At 65.8% G+C, this 21,776-nt stretch carries 19 protein-coding genes, 1 tRNA gene and 1 rRNA gene; 7 read left to right on the plus strand and 14 right to left on the minus strand.

All coding sequences use genetic code 11. The features are described from left to right. Nucleotides 1-102 precede the first annotated feature (102 nt). From rrf to QNN98_RS10625, 3 genes are all read left to right on the plus strand, one after another. Nucleotides 103-219 (plus strand): 5S ribosomal RNA (gene rrf, locus QNN98_RS10615). 131 nt (nucleotides 220-350) lie between these two features. Then, nucleotides 351-848 carry an SRPBCC domain-containing protein gene (locus tag QNN98_RS10620; protein WP_227913584.1) on the plus strand — a complete coding sequence of 166 codons (498 nt, stop codon included), beginning with the start codon at nucleotides 351-353 and terminating at the stop codon, nucleotides 846-848. A 9-nt stretch (nucleotides 849-857) separates the two neighbouring features. Continuing rightward, entirely contained in the window at nucleotides 858-2,228 is a 1,371-nt protein-coding gene (locus QNN98_RS10625; protein ID WP_283997011.1) for an FAD-binding oxidoreductase, read from the plus strand. Between the two features lie 62 nt (nucleotides 2,229-2,290). Here QNN98_RS10625 and QNN98_RS10630 read toward each other — a convergent pair whose 3' ends face one another. Next, nucleotides 2,291-4,009, minus strand: coding sequence for a glycoside hydrolase family 13 protein (locus QNN98_RS10630; protein ID WP_283997012.1), 1,719 nt, complete (start codon nucleotides 4,007-4,009; stop codon nucleotides 2,291-2,293). Nucleotides 4,010-4,235: 226 nt separating this feature from the next. Between QNN98_RS10630 and QNN98_RS10635 the strand changes: the two genes are divergently transcribed. Then, nucleotides 4,236-4,769: a DUF4190 domain-containing protein gene (locus QNN98_RS10635; protein WP_283997013.1), complete on the plus strand. Its 534-nt coding sequence runs from the start codon at nucleotides 4,236-4,238 to the stop codon at nucleotides 4,767-4,769. 101 nt (nucleotides 4,770-4,870) lie between these two features. Here QNN98_RS10635 and QNN98_RS10640 read toward each other — a convergent pair whose 3' ends face one another. The 4 genes from QNN98_RS10640 to QNN98_RS10655 all read right to left on the minus strand — a co-directional run bounded on the left by QNN98_RS10640 (nucleotide 4,871) and on the right by QNN98_RS10655 (nucleotide 9,831). Further along, a complete protein-coding gene (locus QNN98_RS10640) occupies nucleotides 4,871-6,232 on the minus strand; it encodes a DUF4032 domain-containing protein (protein WP_283997014.1) in 1,362 nt (453 codons plus the stop codon). 106 nt (nucleotides 6,233-6,338) lie between these two features. Further along, nucleotides 6,339-7,427, minus strand: a complete 1,089-nt coding sequence (locus QNN98_RS10645; RefSeq protein ID WP_227927377.1) for an ABC transporter ATP-binding protein — start codon at nucleotides 7,425-7,427, stop codon at nucleotides 6,339-6,341. 167 nt (nucleotides 7,428-7,594) lie between these two features. After that, complete coding sequence (otsB, locus tag QNN98_RS10650) at nucleotides 7,595-8,371, minus strand: trehalose-phosphatase (protein WP_283997015.1); 777 nt, start codon at nucleotides 8,369-8,371, stop codon at nucleotides 7,595-7,597. Continuing rightward, nucleotides 8,371-9,831, minus strand: a complete 1,461-nt coding sequence (locus tag QNN98_RS10655; protein WP_227913577.1) for an alpha,alpha-trehalose-phosphate synthase (UDP-forming) — start codon at nucleotides 9,829-9,831, stop codon at nucleotides 8,371-8,373. The genes otsB and QNN98_RS10655 overlap by 1 nt, the downstream gene beginning before the upstream one ends. A 169-nt stretch (nucleotides 9,832-10,000) precedes the next feature. Between QNN98_RS10655 and QNN98_RS10660 the strand changes: the two genes are divergently transcribed. Both QNN98_RS10660 and QNN98_RS10665 read left to right on the plus strand, forming a co-directional pair. Continuing rightward, nucleotides 10,001-10,870, plus strand: a complete 870-nt coding sequence (locus QNN98_RS10660) for a DsbA family protein (protein WP_227927379.1) — start codon at nucleotides 10,001-10,003, stop codon at nucleotides 10,868-10,870. 151 nt (nucleotides 10,871-11,021) lie between these two features. Next, a tRNA-Thr gene (locus tag QNN98_RS10665) sits at nucleotides 11,022-11,098 on the plus strand. Between the two features lie 165 nt (nucleotides 11,099-11,263). Here QNN98_RS10665 and QNN98_RS10670 read toward each other — a convergent pair. Continuing rightward, complete coding sequence (locus QNN98_RS10670) at nucleotides 11,264-12,820, minus strand: LTA synthase family protein (protein WP_283997016.1); 1,557 nt, start codon at nucleotides 12,818-12,820, stop codon at nucleotides 11,264-11,266. Between the two features lie 190 nt (nucleotides 12,821-13,010). On the opposite strand from QNN98_RS10670, the gene QNN98_RS10675 reads away from it, so the two are divergent. Continuing rightward, entirely contained in the window at nucleotides 13,011-13,835 is an 825-nt protein-coding gene (locus QNN98_RS10675; RefSeq protein WP_227913574.1) for a histidine phosphatase family protein, read from the plus strand. A 129-nt stretch (nucleotides 13,836-13,964) separates the two neighbouring features. Here the strand turns inward: QNN98_RS10675 and QNN98_RS10680 are convergent, their stop codons facing one another. The 8 genes from QNN98_RS10680 to QNN98_RS10715 form a co-directional block, all read right to left on the minus strand. Further along, the gene (locus QNN98_RS10680; RefSeq protein ID WP_227927397.1) at nucleotides 13,965-14,396 is read right to left on the minus strand and encodes a hypothetical protein; all 432 of its coding nucleotides are present in this window, start codon (nucleotides 14,394-14,396) and stop codon (nucleotides 13,965-13,967) included. 305 nt (nucleotides 14,397-14,701) lie between these two features. After that, nucleotides 14,702-15,268: a DUF4352 domain-containing protein gene (locus tag QNN98_RS10685; protein WP_283997019.1), complete on the minus strand. Its 567-nt coding sequence runs from the start codon at nucleotides 15,266-15,268 to the stop codon at nucleotides 14,702-14,704. A 181-nt stretch (nucleotides 15,269-15,449) separates the two neighbouring features. Beyond that, nucleotides 15,450-16,364 (minus strand): PfkB family carbohydrate kinase, encoded by a 915-nt coding sequence (locus QNN98_RS10690; RefSeq protein WP_227927399.1) that lies wholly within the window; start codon nucleotides 16,362-16,364, stop codon nucleotides 15,450-15,452. Between the two features lie 34 nt (nucleotides 16,365-16,398). Continuing rightward, a complete protein-coding gene (uriT, locus tag QNN98_RS10695; RefSeq protein ID WP_502864700.1) occupies nucleotides 16,399-17,823 on the minus strand; it encodes a uridine transporter UriT in 1,425 nt (474 codons plus the stop codon). Continuing rightward, complete coding sequence (uriH, locus tag QNN98_RS10700) at nucleotides 17,820-18,767, minus strand: uridine-preferring nucleoside hydrolase UriH (RefSeq protein ID WP_227927400.1); 948 nt, start codon at nucleotides 18,765-18,767, stop codon at nucleotides 17,820-17,822. The genes uriT and uriH overlap by 4 nt, the downstream gene beginning before the upstream one ends. A gap of 368 nt (nucleotides 18,768-19,135) precedes the next feature. After that, complete coding sequence (locus tag QNN98_RS10705; RefSeq protein ID WP_227913569.1) at nucleotides 19,136-19,387, minus strand: hypothetical protein; 252 nt, start codon at nucleotides 19,385-19,387, stop codon at nucleotides 19,136-19,138. Nucleotides 19,388-19,632: 245 nt separating this feature from the next. Beyond that, a complete protein-coding gene (locus tag QNN98_RS10710; protein WP_283997022.1) occupies nucleotides 19,633-20,562 on the minus strand; it encodes an NADP-dependent oxidoreductase in 930 nt (309 codons plus the stop codon). A 41-nt stretch (nucleotides 20,563-20,603) separates the two neighbouring features. After that, nucleotides 20,604-21,776: an SDR family oxidoreductase gene (locus QNN98_RS10715; protein WP_283997024.1), complete on the minus strand. Its 1,173-nt coding sequence runs from the start codon at nucleotides 21,774-21,776 to the stop codon at nucleotides 20,604-20,606.

Below are 21,776 nucleotides of genomic sequence, written 5' to 3' on the forward strand. Positions count from 1 at the left end.
AACACTATATTTGAATATTGCTTACGTCTGTTTGATGTTCGTGACCATTGTTTTCCCCACGCATGCCTGGTTGTTTTGGGTGTGTGGTGCGGGTGGAAGGGTTACGGCGGTCATAGCGTGGGGGAAACGCCCGGTCCCATTCCGAACCCGGAAGCTAAGACCCACAGCGCCGATGGTACTGCATCCGGGAGGGTGTGGGAGAGTAGGTCACCGCCGGACAATTTGTGGGGTGGGGCCCGTACCAGTGTTGGTACGGGCCTCACCTGTTTAACCCGTCAAACGATTCCTGGGCGGCCTTCCGGTGCCCTGACTTTTCGAAGCCCCGCGGCCGTGGCGATAGGGTGGAAGGCATGAGCTTTTCCTTGTTTTCCCATGCGGAGGAACCCGTTTCCGTCCCCGCCGACGGTGCTTCCCGGGCCGCCGTTGCAGAGGTAGTTGCCTCCTGCCGGGTGCCTCGGGACCAGCACGAGGCCTTTAACGGTTTCACCGACTACCTGCACCTGTGGTGGCCGGAAGACCTGACCGAGTTTGGCGAGGGAACCCACCCCGAGTTTGAGGGCGGTGTGCTGACCGAAACCGGACCCGACGGCGAAACAGCGGTGTGGGCCACGGTGCGAACCAAGGAGCCGGACAACAGCTTGGAAATGGACTGGGTGGCCGGCCATAGCCCCCGAATCCCTACCGACGTACGGGTCGAGTTCACGCCGGATGCCGATGGAAGCACCAAGGTGACCGTCCGCCACGGCGGACTGGAGCGGCTGCCGGAACCTGCCGAAGAATACGAGCGGATCAACGGCGAGTGGGAAGAGATACTGGACCGCTACGCGAGGTTCATGGGCGCGCGGTAGTCTGCTGGCATGTCCCTGGATGCCTTGCAGAACCTGCCCCTCGCCGGCCCCGGGCTGCACGTAGATACATCGCCGGAGATCCGGGCGATGTATGCCACGGATCAGGGCCCGGTCCTTGAATACATCGAGCCGTTGGCCGTTGTGTGGGCAACAAGCGTTCGGGATGTCCAGGCGGTGATGCGCTGGGCCACGGAAAGCGGCACGCCTGTGGTGACCCGCGGAGCCGGCACCGGAGTGTCCGGCGGGGCGCACGCTACGCCCGGGTGCATCGTCCTGAGCCTGGAGCGGATGAACCGGATCCTGGAACTAAACGCCGAGGACGAGACCGCCGTCGTCGAACCCGGTGTTATCAATGCGGACCTGAGCACCGCGGCCGCAGGTCACGGGTTGATGTATGCCCCGGACCCGGCGAGCTACCGGATTTCCACCATCGGCGGCAACGTGGCAACCAATGCCGGGGGACTGCGCTGCGCGAAGTACGGAGTAACCCGCGATGCCGTACTCCGCCTGGACGTTGTCCTCGCGGACGGAACGCTGATCAGCACCGGACACCGGACCTTTAAGGGCGTGGCCGGCTACGACCTCACGGGGCTGTTCACCGGTTCGGAGGGCACCTTGGGGGTTATCGTGGGCATCACCGTGCGGCTGCGGTATATGCCGGTCCAATCCTGCACCATCGCTGCGTTTTTCCCGGACTTTCCGACGGCGGCGGCAGGCGTTCTCGCCATTGGCGCCCAACGGGTGCAGCCCGCCATCCTTGAACTGCTGGACGGCGCCACGCTGCTGGCCCTGGACGAGGTGCACGGCAGCAGCCTGCGGCACCGGGGTGATGCCCTTCTGCTGGTTCAAACGGATGGGTTCGGCGCTGACGCCGAGGCGCAGGTGGTGCGTTCCGTGCTCACCGAACTGGGCGGAAGCGTCACGATGGAAGGCTCGGAAGAGGCGGAGCACCTGGTCGAATTGCGCCGGCACAGCCGAGGGGACCCCGTAACCGGGCGCGTGCGGGTCGGTGAGGACGTCGCCGTCCCGCGTTCATCCCTGGTCCGGTACGTGGCAGAGCTTGAGCGCATGGCAGCGGACCACCGGGTGAACCTGAAGGTGGTGGCGCATGCCGGAGACGGAAACCTGCACCCGACCTTCTGGGTGCAGGACGGCGATACGGACGGCCGACAGCGCCTGGACGCGGCGTTGGACGAGTCCATCCGCGTTGCGCTGGCGCTGGGCGGCACTATCACCGGTGAACACGGGATAGGCCAGTTCAAGCTGCGCTGGCTGCCGGAAGAACAGGCAGCGGAGCTGCTCGAGCTCCAGCGCCGGGTCAAAACGCTGTTCGACCCGGCCGGAATTCTCAATCCGGGCAAAGCCGTTCCGGGGGTTTAGTTGCAGGCGGGGGCTTCGCTCCAGCGATGGGCAGAGGTGCAGGGAGCGCCGCACGGAACCGCCTACGGATCCAGACGCATCCATACGGTGCGGTTCGGGCGCAGCCGGTCGCCTTCCAGGGCGTCGCCGGCGCTGCCCAGCAGCAGCGGAAGGTGGGGCAGTTGCACGGGGAATTCACCCATGTTCATGGCCACTAGGATGCCGCCGTTAACAAAGGCAACCAGCCCCTCGGCGTCGTGCTCCGGCCACCACGCCAGCGAGCCGTCGCCCAGACGCAGCTCCCGGCGCAAAGACAGAGCTCTGCGGTACATGTGCAGCGTGGATTCGGGGTTGTGCTGCTGAATGTCCCGGGAATGCCTGCCCCAGATGGGCGGCTGCGGCAGCCACGTCTTTCCTGCATCGCTGAATCCGTAGCTGGGCCGGTTGGCCTTCCATGGCAGCGGCACCCGGTTTCCGTCCCGACCCACCCGTTCGCCGGCGGTGCGGTGGAAGGTGGGATCCTGGCGGAACTCGTTGGGAAGCAGGGTGTGGTCCGGCAGGCCCAGTTCTTCGCCCTGATACAGGTATACACCGCCTGGCAGTCCGAGCATCAGCAGCGTAGCGGCCCGCGCCCGGGCCAGGCCGAGTTCCATGTTGGGCTGTTCGTCGAGGGGTCCAAGCCCGTCGCCGGTCCGCGGTCCGGCTCCGGTCAGGCCGAAGCGGCTGGTGTGCCGAACGACGTCGTGGTTGGAGAGCACCCAGGTGGTGGGGGCTCCCACTTTGTCGAAGGCGCGCAGCGAGGACTCGATGACGTGCCGGAGGTCCGGTGCGTCCCACCGGTGGTGCAGGTAGGCGAAATTGAAGGTCTGGTGCATTTCGTCCGGCCGAACCCAGTCGGTCAGCCGGTCTATCGGGTCGATGGTCGCTTCGGCGCACAGCACCCGGTCTCCGTCGTAAGAGTCAAGGATTTTCCGCCAGGACCGGTAAATGTCATGGATGCCGGGCTGTCCGAACATGGGGGCCTCGGCTCCGGGGTAGCCCTCGGAGGAGGACCCGTCGGCGCGGCCGCCCCAGTCGGGCAGCCCGGATTTCTTGATCAGGGCGTGGGCCACGTCCACGCGGAAGCCGCCGACGCCGCGATCCAGCCAGAAGCGCAGGATGCGTTCAAACTCGGCATGCACGGCCGGCGAGTCCCAGTTGAAATCCGGCTGGGAGGTATCAAAGAGGTGCAGGTACCACTGACCGGGCATCCCGTCCGCTTCGGTGACGCGGGTCCAGGCGGGGCCGCCGAAGTGGGACTGCCAGTTGTTGGGCGGGTTTTCGCCGCGCTCTCCGGTGCCGTCGCGGAAAACAAACATGTCCCGTTCGGGGGAACCAGGGCCGGAGGCAAGGGCGGCTTGGAAGAGCGGATGTTGGTCGGAGCAGTGGTTGGGGACCAGATCCACGATGACGCGGATGCCGTGCCGGCCGGCTTCGGCGACGAGGGCGTCAAAATCCTCCAGGGTGCCGAACATGGGATCCACGGAGCAGTAATCGGCAACATCGTAGCCGGCGTCCTTCTGCGGGGAGCGGTAGAACGGGGATAGCCAGACGGCGTCGATGTCCAGTTCTGCCAGTGTTCCGAGTTCTGCGGTGATGCCCTGCAGGTCTCCCACGCCGTCCCCGCGCAGGTCCCGGAACGAGCGGGGGTAGATCTGGTAGATCACTGAAGAGCGCCACCATTCGCGTGAGGCTGTCGCCTCGTGGACGGGGACCAGGCGCAGGTCGGGACGGCTGAAGGTTTCAGCCAATTGGTTCTCCATCTGGCGGCTCCTTCTAGGGTCCGGAGAAAGGGCAGGGGGTACATTTCCATTTAACGACTCCTGCCAGCTCTAGTCCGGACTGCGCGTAGAAGGTCACAGGAGATTAAGCTCACCCTGCTAAGGGCCGCTTGCGGGTGTTGGCTAGGATTGGGCTACGTCACACTGACGTCCTGCGCAGGAACTATTCGCCCTGTGCTGCGTACACCTATTCCAAGGGGAAAGCCTCGTGTCAGAGAACAAGCCGGAGTGGCAGCAGGGGAACGCGCCGGACGGCGGCAAACCGGCCAACGCAGATCAGTACGGTTACGGTCAGCAGCCGTACGGTCAGCAGCCCGGTTATCCCGGCTACGGCGAGCAGGACCAGTCCGGTTACGTGCAGCAGCCGTATCCTGGCTACGGTGAGCAGGATCAGTCCGGGTACGGGCAGCAGCCGTACGGCCAGCAGCCGGGTTATCCCGCTTACGGCCAGCAGGGCGCCTACCCCTCATACGGCCAGCCGGGCGCCTACCCCTCATACGGCCAGCCGCCAATCAACCCGGGTCAGTCCCTGGGCCTGGCCGGGCTCATCACCTCGTTTTTCGCACCGCTCGTGGGGCTTATCTTGAGCATCATCGGCTTGAAGCAGTCGCGAAAGGCGGGTATGAGCAACGGAATGGCCGTGGCGGGCATCGTGATTGGCAGCCTGTTGACCGCGCTTTTCATCATTTACATCATTGTCGTCATCATTGTTGCGCTCTCCGCGCCCAGCTACGGTTACTGACCTCCGCCGTCGCCACTGACCTCCGCCGTCGCCACTGACCTCCGCCGTCGCCACTGACCTCCGCCGTCGCCACTGGCCTCCGCCGTCGCCTGAGCCCCGACCTAGGAAGGGGCTCCACCCGCGTCAAGGATCTCCATGGTCCGGGTGTCGGTGCTGAGCAGGATGGCCGCTTCATCGCGCCGGTGACGCAGGATGGTGTCCATATAGGACTGCACGGCCTCGGCCATGGGCACATTCCGGTTGGCTTTCTCGGACATGTACCAGCGGTGTTCGAGCACCTCATGGACTACTTCAGCCGCTTCCAGCTTGCTGCCCAGGTCCCGGGGAACAGCTTTGACAATCGGTTCAAAAACCTGCGTGACCCACAGGTGGGCGCTCAGCTCCTCATCCAGCTCCGGGTGGCTGGTCGCCCGGTAGGAATCCATGTCATTGAGCAGCCGGCGGGCCTGATTTTCCTGGGCATCAATACCCGTCAGCTGCAGCAACCGGCGCTGATGATGGCCGGCGTCGACCACCTTGGGCTGCAGTTGGACCTGGGAGCCGTCCGGCGTCGTGCTGATGGAGAGCTCGTCGACGTCGAAGCCCAGGTCATTCAGCCGCCGGATTCGGGCGTCCACCCGCCAGCGGTCCGCCAGCCCGAAGGATTCCTGCTCGGTCAGCTCTGCCCAGAGTCCGCGGTAGGAGTCCATGATCCGTTCGCTGGTGGCCAGCGGGTCCACCGACTCTTCGATCAGGCCGCCTTCGGCCAGGTCCATGAGCTCCCCGGCAATGTTGACCCGGGCAATTTCAAGGTCGTATTCGCGCTGCCCTTTGGAGAGCTCGGGGTATAGCTCCCCGGTTTCTGCATCCACCAGGTAGGCGGCAAACGCTCCGGCGTCGCGCCGGAACAGGGTGTTGGACAGGGATACATCGCCCCAGTAGAAACCCGCCAGGTGCAGGCGTACCAGCAGCAACGCCTGAGCATCGATCAGCCGGGTCAGGGTGACTTCCCGGAGGGTCTGGGAGAAGACAGCACGGTAGGGCAGGGAAAAACGCAGGTGCCGGGTCACGAGGACGGGCTGCAGTTCTTCCCCGTTGGGGTCCAAGCGCCCGGTGATGACTGCCACCGGGGCCACGGCCGGGACATTGAGCCGGCGGAGCTTGCGCAGCATGTGGTACTCCTGCCGCGCCACGTGCTCGCTGGTTTCCTTGATGGCGATGAGGGAGTCACCCAGCCGGGCAAAGCGCACCACGTGGCGGGAGATGCCGCGGGGGAGGGCGGCAAGGTTTTCCTTGGGCCATTCCTCCAGCGGGATGTGCCAGGGCAGATCCAGCAGGGCGGGGTCCATCGAGGCTGCCGTGATGTTCAGCGAACCAAGGGTATTGATCCGGTCAGTTGAGGCGCGTGTGGTGCGGGGCAGCTTGCCGGCCTGGTCCCAGTCAGTGGGTTCGTTCTGCCAGTTGGCGGAAGCGGAATCTGTCATAGGCGAAAGCCCTTACGTCTAGAGCAAGCGGTAACGAAAAAGCGGTGGCTCCCCACCCAAAAGTTTAGTTGAGCAAGGGAGCCACCGCATATTTTTCTGAGGACGCTTATGCCTGTTCCGCCAGCCGTTCTCCGCTGGAGGTGTCGAAGAGGTGCACATGGCCCTTCTGCGGACGTACGTGGAGGGTGTCGCCCTTCATCGGAGGACGACGTCCGTCAACGCGGACCACAATAACGTGCTCGTTGCCGTCCAGCGTGGTGTGGCCGTACACGTAGGCGTCCGCGCCGAGTTCCTCGACCACGTCCACGTCAACCCGCAGGCCTTCGCCCTCGGTGACGAGTTCCAGGTCTTCGGGCCGCACGCCCAGGGTCACCGTGTTGCCGGCAGCCTGGCCGAGGACGGCACTTTCCACCGGGTACACCGCGCCGCCGAACGCGACGCCGCGGTCCACCACGGGCAGCTCGAGGAGGTTCATGGCCGGGGAACCGATGAAGCCGGCCACGAACACGTTCTTGGGGTGGTCGTACAGGTTACGCGGGGTATCGACCTGCTGCAGGATTCCGTCCTTGAGCACCGCTACCCGGTCGCCCATGGTCATGGCCTCAACCTGGTCGTGGGTGACGTAGACGGTGGTGACCCCGAGGCGGCGGGTCAGGGAAGCGATCTGGGTGCGGGTCTGCACTCGCAGCTTGGCATCCAGGTTGGACAGCGGCTCATCCATCAGGAAGACCTGCGGATTACGCACAATGGCTCGCCCCATGGCCACCCGCTGGCGCTGGCCGCCGGAGAGTGCCTTCGGCTTGCGGTCCAGATAGTCCTCGAGGTCCAGCAGCTTCGCAGCCTCGCGGACGCGTTCCATCCGCTCTTCCTTGCCAATGCCTGCGATCTTCAGGGCGAAGCCCATGTTGTCCGCGACGGTCATGTGCGGGTACAGCGCGTAGTTCTGGAAAACCATGGCGATGTCGCGGTCCTTGGGCGGAACATCGGTGACGTCGCGGTCACCGATGAGGATCCGGCCGGAATTCACGTCTTCGAGCCCTGCGAGCATGCGCAGCGAGGTGGATTTTCCGCAGCCCGAGGGGCCTACGAGAACCAGGAACTCGCCGTCGGCGATTTCGAGGCTGAGGTTGTCAACCGCGGGGCGTTCCGTCCCCGGGTACAGGCGTGTGGCCTGGTCAAACGTTACCGTTGCCATGGTATTTCCCTTCACGGGCAGGTACGTGCCCGACGATCCGTTGTGAATGGAGAGCTATGTAGTTGAGGTCATGAACCAGCGGCAGGCATCGACAACGATGCTGTGAGCTGGTTCACAGGGTCAGTATTGCATACGTTTCGTGCCGCTGGGCGCAGGAGTTGCGGGCGTTATCGGCCGACGGCGGCGCGGCGCAGCCGCACCAGTTCCTCCAGCACCTCGGTGAAGGCTTCAGGGGATGCTGCGCGGTGTGCGGCCGATGTGGCGCCCTCGCCCACCTTCACGCCGACATCACCCGGCACCAGCGCCTCGAACCCGCGCTCGTCCGTGACGTCGTCGCCGGCAAAGAGCACCGCCGTCGCACCGGTCAGTTCCCGCAGCGCCGTGATGCCTTCGCCTTTGTTGGTGTGGACCACGGAAGCCTCCAGCACCGACTTGCCGTCCGTGACCTGCACTCCGTCCAGCAGCTGCAATTCGCGCCGGACCGCGTCGGTGGCCTCCACAGCGACCACGGCTTCCATGCCGCGGGTATGCAGGACGACCCCGGCCGGCTTGTCTTCCAGCCGGGAACCCGGGTGCAGGGCGGCCACGGATTCCACGGCCGCGCGGGCGCGGTCCAGCAGCTGCGCCTGCTCGGGGGTCAACTGCAGCGGTTCGGCGTTGGGCCCCGTCCAGGTCTCAGCGCCGTGGCTGCCGATCAGCAGGGTCTCCGGGTCGGGGGAGGCCACGCTGCGCAGGCTGTCCAGGGCACGTCCGGAAATCAGCGCGGTATCCGTCCGGGGCAGGGCTGCCAGCGCCCGTACAGCAGCCGCGGAACCTTCCAGCGGCCGGGCGTCTTCTGCCCGTTCCACCAGCGGCGAAAGCGTGCCGTCGAAGTCCACCGCCACCAGCAGCTTTTGGGTCTGTGCCAGCGCTTCCAATGCTTCCTGCAGGGCAGGATCGATCATTAGTCCTCCCGGTCCTGGTCCTGTTCGAGCGCGTCCAGGAAGTTCCGGGACCAGCGTTCGACGTCGTTCTGCAGTACCTGCCGGCGCATCAGCCGCATCCGGCGGCTGGCCTCACGGGCCGGCATGTTCATGGCCGTGAGAATGGAGGCCTTCAGGCCGTCAATATCGTGCGGATTGACCAGCACAGCCTGCCGCAGCTGATCGGCGGCACCGGTGAACTCCGAGAGGACCAGCGCACCGGTGTTGCCCGTGCGGGCGGCCACGTACTCCTTGGCCACCAGATTCATGCCGTCCCGAAGGGCAGTAACCAGCATTACGTCGGCGGCCAGGTAGAGCGCCACCATTTCCTCCACCGGATAGCTGTGGTGAAGGTAGCGCAGCGCGGTATTGGAGATGGTGTCGTAGGTGCCGCTGATCCGGCCCACGGTGCCCTCCACCTCCTCGCGCAGCAGGCGGTACTGTTCCACGCGCTCGCGGGAGGGGCTGGCGACCTGGATCATCGAAGCGTTCTCGACGGTGATTTCGCCGTCTTCCAGGAGTTCCCCGTAGGCCTTGAGCCGGTGGCTGATGCCCTTGGTGTAGTCCAGCCGGTCCACGCCCAGCATCACGGTGTCCGGGTTGCCCAGTTCACGGCGAATCTGCTTGGAGCGTTCAATAATGTCTTCGCGCTGGGCCAGTTCCGCGATCTGCGCAGCGTCAATGGAGATGGGGAACGCTTCAGCGCGGGAAACGTAGGACAGCCCGTCCTCCGTGGTGACGTGCACCTGCTGCTGGCGGATGGTGTAGCCCGCGAAGCGGCGGACGCAGCGCAGGAAGTTGCTGGCATCCGAGGGCCGCTGGAAGCCGATCAAGTCAGCGCCGAGCAGGCCTTCAATAATGTTCCGGCGCCAGGGCAGCTGGGCGAAGATTTCCAGCGGCGGGAAGGGAATGTGGTTGAAGAAGCCGATCTTCAGGTCCGGCCGTGCCTTGCGCAGCAGCTGCGGAACAAGCTGCAGCTGGTAATCCTGAACCCACACGGTGGCGCCCTCCGCTGCCACGGAGGCGGCGGCGTCGGCGAACCGGCGGTTCACGGTGCGGTAGGCATCCCACCAGGTGCGGTGGAACTCCGGTGTGGCAATGACGTCGTGGTAGAGGGGCCAGAGCGTGGCGTTGGAGAAGCCCTCATAGTAGAGCTCCACCTCGTCGGTGCTCAGCGGGACCGGCTTCAGGTGCATGTTGTCGTGGTCAAACGGTTCCACGGTTTCGTCGGGGGCACCCGGCCAGCCCACCCAGGCCCCGTCCGCCTTGGCCATCACCGGCGCAAGTGCGGTGACCAGCCCTCCGGGGGAGCGGCGCCACGCCTCGCCGTCGTCGGTGCTTACCCGGTCCACAGGGAGCCGGTTGGAAACCACGATGAAATCGAAGTCGCCATACCCGTCCGGCACGTCGCCCTTGCTGCTCGGATCGGCCTCAGCGTTCACGAATGGCACCCCTTAGTTGGTTAGTCGTATATTGCCACTCTATCGAAGCGCGGAAACTTTGTACCGTCCCCGGGCGTTGGCCAACGGGCGGGTTGTATGTTCCGCCTACACTTGGAGATGTGCCCAGAGGCCCCGGAAACGCGGCCGGCGTTGAGAGACATGAGGAACTATGACTGACCGGAATCTTAAGCCGACCAAGTCGGAGCGGACTGCTGCTGCGCGCGAACAGGCCCGCGCCATGCGCGAGGCGCAGCAGAAGAAGGAACACCGCAACCGGCTCCTGATCCGCTGGGGCGTGGTGGTAGCAATCCTTGCAGTGGTTGCCCTCGTGGCGGCAATTGTGGTCAACAACGTCAACAGCAAGGTTCCCTCCAGCGGGGAATCGCCGGCGAACGCCAACCAGTACGGCGGCTTCACCCTGACCTCGACCAGCGCGCTGGAACCCACCGAGCCGTTCGACGTCGACGTGGATTCCCTCGGCGAAGCTCCGGACCAGGCGGATGAAAATGCACCGGTCCCGCCGGGCATCACCGCGGGCGAGCCGGGCCAGCCTATCCCGCTGGTGGAGTACGTCGACATCAACTGCGTGCACTGCGCTGATTTCGCTGCAACTTACGACGATCAGATCGCCAAGTGGCTCGACGCCGGCGAGATCACGTACGAGTACCGCACGGTCGCGTTTTTGGACGGCGGCTCGCCCACCAACTACTCCTCACGCGGTGCCAATGCCGCAGCCTGTGTTGCCTCCGAGAGCCCCGAGTCCTACTGGGACTTCATGAAGGCCATCTTTGCCCAGCACGCCAACGGCGAGGTGGATAACGCCGGACTGGTGGACATGGCCGCTGCCGCCGGCGCGGACGCCGACGCGGTGGAATCCTGCATCGACGACGGCACCTACCGTCCCTTCGTGAAGTACGCGGACCAGATGGCGCGGATCGACGGCATTTCCGGCACGCCTACCGCCTTTGTCAACGGCAGCGAAGCCGACCTGAACACCTTCGTGGAAACGGTCCAGGCGGCAATCGACGCCAACAAGTAACAGGAGCCACCCGGCGTCCGTTCCCCGTGAAACACATCCGGTTTCACGGGGACGGGCGCTCTGGGCTAATCTTGTCTAGCGCCGTTTCTCCGGTTGGTATATCCGGCTGGCAACGGCTGCGTGAATGGCGGGTCTGTTCGACCGCCAGCACGCCCCCTTAGCTCAGTTGGCCAGAGCACCTGTCTTGTAAACAGGGGGTCGCCGGTTCGAATCCGGCAGGGGGCTCCACGAAACCCCTCCTGATCGGCAATACGCTCGGTCAGGAGGGGTTTTTCTTTGACGACGCAGCGCGTCTGCGGCCCTCAATCCGGCGGCGGCAGTTCGGAAGACGACGTCTTCCTCAACCTCGGGCACGACTACCCCCACCCGGAACGGTTTCAGGATCGGCCGGAGCTACTGCTGGGTGCCAGCCCCGGCCCAGGCCTTGGCATAGAACCGCGGGGAAAGTGACTCCAGCAGCTCCGTGTAGGCCTCCTGGTCCATGGCCTGCGCCGAACTTCCGGGAAACTCCGTGGTGAAGGCCGATACGCCCAGTCCGGCCTCTCCGCGCTCGAGGGTGAGGCCTGCTGCCTCCAGGATGGTGGGGTACATGTTCAGCTGGTCAGAGCCGGCGCGCAGCGTACTGTTCGCCGGCGTCTCGCCCGGAACCCAGATCCGGTTGAAGATGGTCCGGTTCTCGTGGTCGTCCAGCTGCTCGTGGAAAGCGTCCCCGGCACTCATGTGCTTGAGGTGGTCGCCCATGATCACCACTGCGGTGTCGTCGAGGTAGCCCTGCTCCTTCATGTACCCGGTGAATGAGGCCACCTGGGTCATGGAGCAGGAGAAGACCGACGTGACCTCGCTGTCCGTGTCCACGTCGCAGTAGTCGTAGATGTGCACAGGTTCGTGCGTGTCCAGCGTCAGCATGGTGAGGTTGAACGGCCGGCCCGTCTTCTCAGCTTCGGCGTGGAGGTCGTCCAGGGTGTCCCTGGCATGGGCCATCAGGCGTTGGTCGCTCAAGCCCCAGTCCTTGCGGAAGTTTTCCTCCGGTTCGCCGGCAGCCCGCCAATCGGAGAGGCCCTTGACCGCGGAATAACCGTGGCTGTACAGGAAGGTGTCCTTGGCCGCGAAAGAAGGATTGGCGCCGCCCAGGAAGACGTTGGTGTAGCCTTGCTCGTCCAGGACGTCGCCCACGCAGGTGGCACCGCCCAGGTACGTTTCGGCCCCCTCATCGATCCCGTTGTCGGTGGCACTTCCTCCGCCTGCCCCGTTGCCCTTCAGGGGGATGCCGCACTGGGTGGACGCGAGGCCGGCCATGGTCCATCCGCCGCCTTCGTACTGCTGGAAATCGGCCACGGTCTGCCAGCCCTCTTCGGCCTTCGTGGCTTCCTTCAGGGGCGCGAACGCGTCCTTTTCAAAAAGCTGGTCGTCCTCCAGCGTCGCTTCGCCGGACTCGAGGTAGATGACCACAAGGTTGCGCTTCTGATCCGCGCTGGTGACCGTGGGCTCCACGTAGTAGTCACCGACGTCGTACTTGGAGTTCGCCGCCTTGATGTAGTCGCCCAAACCCACGGTGGTAGCGAAGGCGGTGGTACCGGCAAGGACCACCGCGGCCACCAGGAGCGTGGAGAGGGGCCGCATGAACGGCTGCGTGCCACGGGAGTCCGGGTTGCCGTTGCGAAGGCGACGGCGGCGCCTCGAGGAGCGCCACAGGGCGATGGCGACGGTGATCAGGAGGGGGACAACACCGATGCCCAGGATGCCGATCCATACAATGGCCCCGCCGCCGCCGTCGGTCTCCACGGAAACGAGGTTCATGAGCATCTGCCCGACGGAGATTTCACCCCAGAAGAAGCGGATGCCCACGGCGGCGATGAGCGCCGCCAGTCCAAGCCAAATCAGGGCATAAACCAGGATATGTGCCGCGACGAGGCCAACCCGTCGTGTCACATAGAGAATCCGGCCAGACATGCCCACACCTCGCGTTCCAGATGCCCGCTTTCCGCGGGCCACCCTTGACACCCGACCCTTTGCCGGACACTGAATCTTATTGCCACGGCGGTTCCCATTCAACTCCTGCCCGGTTGCGGTTAGGCAACCGACCCCCGGCCTTTAGGATGTACTAGCGCAAAATAGTCGTCCCACCTATCAGGAGCCCTCCATGGTCATGCCCCGGAACCTCTTCCTCGTTCGCCACGGACAGAGTGAAGCGAATGTGATGCAGCGGGCAGCCAAGGCCGGGGACCCGAGCCTGTATACCGAAGAGACGATGACCGTCCCGGACCGCTCCTGGCGGCTCACGGACCTCGGCGTGCAGCAGGCAAAGGTCGCCGGAGCATGGATCGCGGAACAGAATGTCCAGTTCGACCGCGCCATGGTCTCGGTCTACACCCGGACCCGCGAGACCGCCGCCCATCTGGGGCTGGATGTGCGCTGGGAGGAGAACCGGGTGATCCGTGAGCGTTCCTGGGGCGAGATAGGGTCCATGTCGAAGCAGGATTTCGCGCAGAAGTATTCGCAGAATGCTGCGTACCGCGACAGCGACCCGCTGTACTGGGCCCCTCCGGCGGGGGAATCCATTGCCAACGTCGCCGAGAACCGTGTCCGGAACATCCTCAGCACCCTGCACCGGGAAAACGCCCGGGACAATGTCCTGCTGGTGACCCACGGAGAATTCATGTGGGCCACGCGCTTGGTCCTGGAACGCTGGAGCGATGAAGAGTTCCTGAAACGGGATGCCGACAAGGAGCAGCTGATCCACAACTGCACTGTCCTGCAGTACACCAGCACCGAACCGGACAACCGCAACAATGTCCGTGAAAAGCTCAACTGGGTCCGCCGCTGCTGGCCGGTGTGCGTCGACGGCGAGTGGACCATGTTTGTCGGCGAATGGGAGGAGTTTGACCGGAAGTACTTCACGGGGGAGGAGCTGATGGAACGCGCAGAAGCGAACCGGCATTTCCTCCTGGGCTCCTTCGGGAACTGACCCAGCCGGCTACGTCCCCTTCCCGGCAGCGGGTGCAGTGCGGACACACAAAAGTCAGCCAGCACAAAACGACGGCGCCTCCCGAAAGGGGGCGCCGTCGTCGTTGGGATTTCCGGAGCTGGCCGCGGACTAAGGAGCCAGACCGGCCTTCTGCTGCAGCCGGTACTGTTTCATCATCTTGAAGTACCCCGGAACCGGTGTCAGGTAGAGCTGCACCGCGGCCAAAACCAGCGCCAGGATTCCCCACCAAGCCAGGAGGTTTGTCAGAGTCACGAGGCTCACCACATGGAGCGCGGCATAGATGGTCAGCACAATCCGGGCCCAGTTGCGGCCCTTCCGGACAAAAACGGCAGTGAGTACGTTAACGGCAAGGCAGATAACGCCCATCGCGATCAGCAGGACAAGGCCTACCGCCACGGCGGGGTCATCTGCCCGGGCGCCGGCATCGTTGACCGTTGCGTAGAACACCGCAATGTTGACTGGAATGGCCACCACGGTCAGCACCAGGGCGACGATCTGCAACCAGAAGGACGAGTCCACCTGCTTCGGCCGCTGCGGCATAACCGGGGTCCCCGGAGCACCGGGGGCACCATAGGCTCCGGGGGCACCATAGGCTCCGGGGGCACCATAGGCTCCGGGGGCACCATAGGCTCCGGGAGCACCATAGGCGACCGGGGCTCCCGGCATGCCCTGAGGAGCACCCATTGGTCCAGGCGGCACCGGCGGCGAAGCCGGCTCCGGCGCCGGCGGATAGGCATTGAAGCCGTTGTTGTTTTCCTGCTGTCCTTGCATCTTTCCCCCATATGAGATGGTCGTGCGGCGGGACCGCCGCATTATGTCTACCCGGCACCGGCCGAGAGGTCCTGCTAGGGCATCTTGAAATGCGCGACGTCCTCGCGCTCGCTGTCGGACAGGATCAGGGTGTGCGGTCCGTCCTCGACGTCGAAGGTGAGGTAACCGGTTACCTCTTCCCCGGCGGCAACGCCGTCGGCCCACAGGGTGCCTTCGTCAATGTATAGAGCTTCGGCCGCATTGAAGCGGCCTTCCGAGTCCATGAAGGTGAAATTGGTGGAACGGGCGTCAGTAACGCCTTCTTCCGTTTTCCAGATGACCTGAACCCTTTGGAAGCCCTTTTCCGGCATGGTGGTGCTGCTCCGGGCTGCCACGGATTCGGCTTCCTCGACGGCGACGACCGTGACGCTCGCTACGTTGCCCTTGCTCATGGACACGGTGACGGTGTCGCCAATGTTGTTGACGTCAATGTCGGCTGCCTGCGTCGAGGTGTTCCGTGAGGGCGTTTGTGCCGTATCGCCGGCGTCCGCCGATGATTCGGCTGACGGACCGCCCGAACCCCCGGCCGAGCAGGAGGCGAGGGACAGGCCCAGGGCCACGGCCGCTGCGGGCAGCAGCAGGCGTTTGGGGAACAACGGCATCGGCAACCTCTTTCGTAAGGAATTTACGCAGGGGGTACCTGGTGCTCATTCCCCCCGGCAGAGCTGAACCCTGTCCCAAGAAGGCGGGTTCAACCACGAAGAATACCGCACACAAAAACGGCCGGGCGCCGGAAGGGGATTGCCATCCCGTCCCGGCACCCGGCCGTTGGCAGCAGCAGCCTCAGCCGGCCAGCTCCAGCAGTGCGGAGTAGGAGGACTGTGCTCCCTCCCGGGTGGCTGCCAGCGCTCCGGCGCGGGCAGCGAAGGTAGCCGCCTCCGCCAGTGAATCGCCCGCTGCCAGCCGGGCGGCGGTGGCTGCGGTGAAGGCATCACCGCAACCGGTCGTGTCCACCGCAGTGACCCGGGTAGGGGCCACAGCGAGTATCCGCTCGCTTTCGGCTGCCGTCCCGTCCAGCACGACGGCGCCGTCCGCACCCAGGGTGATGATCGTCCGCCGAACGCCGAGCGCACCCAGCGCGGCGATGACCTCTTCCCAGTCCGCGGCCGGATCGGCAAGGCCCGTCACGAGGGCCGCTTCATGGGTGTTGAGCAGCAGTACGTCCGTCAGGGCCAGCAGCTCCGCGGGAACTTCCTGGTACGGGGAGAGGTTCAGGAGCACCTGCGCTCCGGCCTGCTGCCCGGCCCGGGCAGCAGCGGCAACCGCTTCGAGCGGAACCTCCAGGCTGAGGGTCAGCACCGCGGCACCGTCGAACAGGTCCGCCGGAAGCTCGGCGCCGGTGACCGTGCCGTTGGCACCCGGGGAAACGATGATGGTGTTCTCTCCGGCGGCGTCCACCACGATCATGGCTGTGCCCGTCGCAGTGCCGGTGCGGCGCAGGACGCGAGAAGCGTCCACACCGGCACCGGCGGCGGCCTTCAGCAGCAGGTCCCCGTGCCCGTCGGCACCGACGGCGCCGAACAGCCGGACATCGGCGCCCAGGATCGCTGCGGCGGCGGCCTGGTTGGCGCTCTTGCCGCCGGGCACAATCACCAGCTCCGAACCGTTGAGGGTTTCCCCGGGGGAGGGAAAACGGTCAGTACGCACGGTCAGGTCAGCGTTCAGCGACCCTACAACTACAACTCTTCCGGCAGGCATGCGGGGAATTCTCCTTGACGAGGGCGGGCGGGGTTCAGCGGGCGGCCGGCGCGGCGGCAGCCACTTCGGCAGCGGCCGGCTTGGGGATAAGGAAGGACGCAGCCAGAGCCAGGACGAGGATGACCAGCCCGGCAACAATACCGCCGTAGTAGCCGCCGGCCCCGCCGTCGGCCGGTGTGGCGGCGGTCTTCACCGCGTAGATCACGGCGAAGCTCAGGCCCGCGCCCAGATTGAAGGCGCCGGCGTTGAGGCCGGGCAGGAAGCCCGGGTTTTCCTTTGGGGAGAGCACAATGCCCAGGCCGTTGAGCATGATGTTGCCGATGCCCGCGTAGGTGATGCCGATCAGTACCGAGACGCCGAGCAGGCCTGCCTTGGAGTCGCTGCCGACCACCAGCAGCACCAGCGCCAGTGCGATCACGGAGCCGATCATGCCGATCCGCAGGACCTTGCCGTAACCCCAGCTGGCTGCCAGGCGGCCGGCAATGGGGCCGAGAACCAGGCCGGCGATGGCGTACGGGGTGAGGGTCCACCAGGCGGACTCCTCGGCACCCATGCCGAACCCGATTGCGCCGTCCTGTGCCAGGGCAGGCAGGATGCCGTTCATGATGGCAAACACGCCGGTCATGGTGAGCAGCGTGGTCAGCAGCAGCGCCCAGGTGGACCGCCGCTTCAGCAGGTAGGTGGCCACCAGCGGCTGTTCCGTGCGGTTTTCCACCTTCCAGAACACTACGAAGGCCACGACGGCAACGGCCATCAGCCCGATTACCAGCGGCCAGTTGGCTGCGGCCAGCTTGCCCGCTTCGTTGAATGCGGTGAGCAGGGTACCCACGGAGATGACCAGGGGCACCACACCGACCCAGTCCATCTTTTCCTTCTTCTCGGCCCGGGATTCCGGTGCCAGGAAAAGCAGGAGGGCGGTGGCGACGGCGCCCACGGCGGCCATGGCCCAGAACACCGAGGCGAAGCCGTGGTTTTGCGCCAGGTAGCCGCCGGCCACGGCGTCGATGCCGGCAATGCCGCCGTTTACGGCGGTGATGACGCCCATCAGGGTGCCGTACAGCTTCGCGCCACGGATTTCCACGCGAAGCATGATCAGCGTCAGCGGCACCACGGGCCCGGAGACGCCCTGGATCAGGCGGGCCAGGAAGAGGACTTCAATGTTCGGGGCCAGGGCAGCCACCACGGAACCGATGGTCAGGACCACCAGCATCCCGGACAGGACTTTTTTGCGCCCGATGATGTCGCCGAGCCGGGGCAGGAACAGGGAGAAGAGGGCGGCGGCGGTGAAGAACGCCGTCTGGGTCAGGCCGACGGCGGCGGAGGTGGTGTCCAGTTCCTCTTCGATAGTAACCAGGGCCGGGGAGAGCATTGAAGCGTTGAGCTGGAACGCCACGCAGGCGGCCAGCAGTGCGGCCATGAGGGCGCCGACGTTGACCCGGCGGCGGGCGATTTCACTCACAGGTCGACCTCGCCGATCCGCTCGAGGGCGTCCACAACCAGGTCCCAGAACTTCTGGTGGTCCAGGTCCACGGCCACTGAGGTGTTGCAGTCTTCGGGGGCCGGCGCGCGGAAGTCTGCCACCGTCATGCCCAGGGTCAGGGTGCCGGTCAGCTCCACATCGAGCGGCACGCGCCGGGTGGTCATCACCGAGGGGTCGATGACGTAGGCGACAGCGCACGGATCGTGCACCGGCGGGAAATCGAAGCCCTGCGCGTCCTTGTAGGCGTGGCCGAAGAAGTCCAGCAGTTCGCCGACGAACTTGGCGGGCTTGGTGCCGACGGCAGCGATACGGGCAGCCACCTCGTCCGTGGCCAGGGCCTGGTGGGTCAGGTCCAGCCCGACCATGGTCAGCGGCCACTTCTCGTTGAAGACTATGTGGGCGGCTTCGGGGTCGATCTTGATGTTGAATTCAGCCACGGCGGACCAGTTGCCCACGTGGTAGCCGCCGCCCATCAGGACAACTTCCTTCACGCGTTCGGCCAGGCGGGGTTCCTTGCGCACGGCCAGGGCAATGTTGGTCAGGCCTGCGGTGGGGACCAGGGTGACAGTGTTCGGCTCGTGCGCCATCACGGTATCGATGATCAGGTCGACGGCGTGCCGGCGGTCCAGTTCGAGGGTGGGCTCGGGCAGCACGGGTCCGTCCATGCCGGAATCGCCGTGGATGTCGGGGGCGTTTTCGATGGTGCGGACCAGGGGCCGGTCACAGCCTGCCGCGAAGGGGACGCCTGTGATATTTGCGACACGGGCAATCGCCAGCGCGTTGCGTGTCACCTTCTCCAAGGTCTGGTTTCCGACGACGGTTGTCACCGCCAGGAGGTCGATCTCCGGGCTGCCGTGTGCCAGCAGCAGGGCGACCGCATCATCATGGCCGGGATCGCAGTCCAGGATGATTTTGTGGGGCATTGCATCTCCGCTTCGTTGGGGTTCTCCCGCCGGGGCCGAAATCCCGGCGTTGCAGTGCCCCGCTCTGGCACGCCGGCCGGCCCGCAGCGCTGCGGGCGGTCAGTGGAGTGGAGTGGCGTGCCGCTGCCCGGAGGGCCCCGGGGTGAGGGTGCCGGACAGCGCCGAACCCCAGTTGGGGCGGGCACTGCATTTAACGATATCGGCGCCCGGAGCCCTAAACTCCGTGGTGCTCCGCGGCCGCCGGCCGGCTGTCGGCACGGATTTGCCTCGCTGCAGACCGGTGCCTATCCTTGCCCGCGGCCGCAACGGAACCGGCCGGCACCCGAAGGTGCCGGCCGGCCGTGGCTCCAACCGTGGAGCGGCTACGCCTACCAGCGGACCTTGCGCTCGCGGGGGCCTTGCCGGGTGGTGTGGGCCCGGGTGGGCTTGGTGTCCTTGCCCAGGCTCTGCCAGCCGGGCAGGCCGGCTTCAGCCGGGGGAGCAGGACGGTCGCGTCCGTCTCCTCCGAGCTGTGCTTCGGCCGAAGGGGCCAGGTTGATGTGCAGGTCCGCTGCCTGCCCGGATAATTCCGGTGAAACATGCAGCGGGCTGGTGGTTGCCTTCTTTTTTGGTGCACGCATGGTGGTACTCCTGTCACTGGCGCCGTCGACGCCGGCACGGGCCTTCCGCGGGCAGCCCAAAGAGCGTGGCCGCAAGCGGGAAGTGCAGACGGAAGGACTCGGAGGCCGCGCCTCAACAAGCTGGAAATGGTTGTCTGCGAAAGTTCGAGAGGGCGCAGCAGCGCGCTACTCGAAAGTCAGAATCTTCATGCCCCGGACCCTAGCAGTGCCGCGCGTGCCGGGGATACCCCCTGCCGTAAAAACCGTTAGAAGGTGAGCACAATCCGGCCGCGCAGCCCACCGGCTTCCAGCCGTCGGTGGGCTTCGGCGGCCCGCTCGGCCGGCATGACGTCGGCAATCCGCGGGCTCAGCAGGTCAGCCTCGGCCAGGGCGCGCAGCCGGTCCAGTTTCGCGCCGGAATGGTATTCCTGAACCACCCGGATCGGATGCACCCTCACGCCGCGGCCGGGATCACCGTCCCATCCGCGGTAGGTGGCGAACCCGCCGCCGTCGCGCACCGCCCGGGCAGCCAACCCGTTCATGACGGCAGCGTCAGCGACGGCGTCGACACCCTCGGGGAAGAGTTCGAGGATCCGCTCCGCGACGTCGTCGCCGCGCTCCACCACATAGTCGGCACCCAGGGCGGAGACGAGATCGGCGTCCTTGTCCGCTGTGTCGGCCACCACGGTGAGCCCGGCCTCCTTGGCCAGCTGGACCAGGTAGTTCCCCAATGTTCCGGCCGCACCCGTGACGGCCAGGACCTTCCCCTCGGGCAGGGCCAGCTTTTCCAGGGTCTGGACGGCGGTCAGGCCGTTCATTGGCAGGGTGGAGGCAGCCTCCAGGCCAATGCCGCCCGGAATGCGGGCAACGGAGTCTGCCGGGGCCACCAGGTACTGGGCGTAGGCGCCGCGGCGTCCTTCCCGGGGCAGGGCCAGGGCCATGACCTCGTCACCGATCCGCCACCGGGCGCCGTCGCCCACCTCGTCCACCACACCGGCAGCGTCCATACCGGGAATGTAGGGCGGTTCCATCCTGCCCATATCCTGGGCGCCGGAGCGCAGCACCGTGTCCGTAGGGCTTACCGCGGCCGCGCGGACACGGATGCGGATTTCGCCCGGGCCGGCATGCGGCTCGGGCGCCTCGAAGATCTCCAGGACCTCGGGGCCGCCGAAGGTGCGGACGCCAACAATCTTCACGGGGAACTCCTCTTGGGTGGTGCCGGTGGTTTCGGAACAGGTCAGGCGGCGGAGCCAGGAATGATTTTCTGTGCTGCCAGGGCGTCGAAGAGCTCCAGGAAGCGGTCCTCCGAATCCAGGCAGTCGCCGAAACCGGCCTGCCGTGCCTTGATGGTGGAAGAAACGTTGTCGAACTCCGAGCGGAAAATGAAGTCGGCGAACTCCCAGCGCACCAAATCCGCATACGGTGTCTGCTGCAGGCCGTACCGCTCGGTCATCTGCTCCCACAGCTCGGCGTACTGCGGCATGGCGTCCACCAGGGGAACGGGCTGCGGTTCGGCGTAGTCCATGCCGAAATGCTTAGCGAATGCCGGCCAGAGCTGCCGCCACCGGAACTGGTCACCGTTGGTGATGTTGAAGATTTCCCCCGCGGCCGCCGGCTCCGACCCGGACCAGACCGCGGCCCGGGCCAGCAGCTCGGCATCGGTGACCTGGTAGAGCGCATCGTAGGCGGCCACCGTGCCGGGGAAGCGCAGCGGCTGGCCCAGTTCCCGGCTGACGGCGGCATACACGGCAATGGCCATCAGCAGGTTCATGGGGTTGCCGGTGGCGTAACCGATCACGCCTTCCGGGCGCAGCACGGTGAGTTCGAATCCGCGCTCCCGGGCTGCCTGGCGGAGCAGGTCTTCCTGGTCGTAATAGAAGTTGGGCTGGATCAGCCGCGGGTCGCGTTCCTTCGCCGGAGCGTTGAAATAGCCCAGATGCGCGCCATAGGCCTTTCCGCCCTGGTACAGCGTCACGTGGCGCAGCGGAGCACCGGCCGAGCGCAGCGCGTCCAAGGTGTTGCGCAGCAGGGCTGTGTTGACCTCGGATAGTTCGGCCGACGTCGGGCGCTCAATGTAGGCGCCGAACACCAGGTGTGTGGTGTCCGACGCCGCGGCAAGACCGTCGCGGGCCGTGCCGGCGTCGAGGAGGTCCACGGAGAGGTGCTCCCATGCGGCGCCCGGGACCGGGCGGCGGCTGGCACCGCGGACCTTCCAGCCGCGGCGGGCATACTCGTCCGCGGCATGCCGTCCGATGACGCCGCCGGCACCCGCCACGAGGACCACACCGGATGAGGGCCGGTCCGGTGCTGCCTGCTCGGCCGAACGTGCCTGGTCCTGCTCGATGATGCCGGGCAACGGGTTGGCGCCGGCGTGCGATTCGGCGGTTTCGGAGACGTTGTCCTGATTCAT

It is taken from the genome of Arthrobacter sp. zg-Y1143, assembly GCF_030125565.1.
Classification (GTDB): domain Bacteria; phylum Actinomycetota; class Actinomycetes; order Actinomycetales; family Micrococcaceae; genus Arthrobacter_B.

Coding starts and splice junctions, on each gene's coding strand:
- QNN98_RS10620 (WP_227913584.1), top strand. CDS start 351: ATGAGCTTTTCCTTGTTTTCCCATGCGGAGGAACCCGTTTCCGTCCCC.
- QNN98_RS10625 (WP_283997011.1), top strand. CDS start 858: ATGTCCCTGGATGCCTTGCAGAACCTGCCCCTCGCCGGCCCCGGGCTG.
- QNN98_RS10630 (WP_283997012.1), bottom strand. CDS start 4,009: ATGGAGAACCAATTGGCTGAAACCTTCAGCCGTCCCGACCTGCGCCTG.
- QNN98_RS10640 (WP_283997014.1), bottom strand. CDS start 6,232: ATGACAGATTCCGCTTCCGCCAACTGGCAGAACGAACCCACTGACTGG.
- QNN98_RS10645 (WP_227927377.1), bottom strand. CDS start 7,427: ATGGCAACGGTAACGTTTGACCAGGCCACACGCCTGTACCCGGGGACG.
- otsB (WP_283997015.1), bottom strand. CDS start 8,371: ATGATCGATCCTGCCCTGCAGGAAGCATTGGAAGCGCTGGCACAGACC.
- QNN98_RS10660 (WP_227927379.1), top strand. CDS start 10,001: ATGACTGACCGGAATCTTAAGCCGACCAAGTCGGAGCGGACTGCTGCT.
- QNN98_RS10670 (WP_283997016.1), bottom strand. CDS start 12,820: ATGTCTGGCCGGATTCTCTATGTGACACGACGGGTTGGCCTCGTCGCG.
- QNN98_RS10675 (WP_227913574.1), top strand. CDS start 13,011: ATGGTCATGCCCCGGAACCTCTTCCTCGTTCGCCACGGACAGAGTGAA.
- QNN98_RS10680 (WP_227927397.1), bottom strand. CDS start 14,396: ATGCCGCAGCGGCCGAAGCAGGTGGACTCGTCCTTCTGGTTGCAGATC.
- QNN98_RS10685 (WP_283997019.1), bottom strand. CDS start 15,268: ATGCCGTTGTTCCCCAAACGCCTGCTGCTGCCCGCAGCGGCCGTGGCC.
- QNN98_RS10690 (WP_227927399.1), bottom strand. CDS start 16,364: ATGCCTGCCGGAAGAGTTGTAGTTGTAGGGTCGCTGAACGCTGACCTG.
- uriH (WP_227927400.1), bottom strand. CDS start 18,767: ATGCCCCACAAAATCATCCTGGACTGCGATCCCGGCCATGATGATGCG.
- QNN98_RS10705 (WP_227913569.1), bottom strand. CDS start 19,387: ATGCGTGCACCAAAAAAGAAGGCAACCACCAGCCCGCTGCATGTTTCA.
- QNN98_RS10715 (WP_283997024.1), bottom strand. CDS start 21,776: ATGAATCAGGACAACGTCTCCGAAACCGCCGAATCGCACGCCGGCGCC.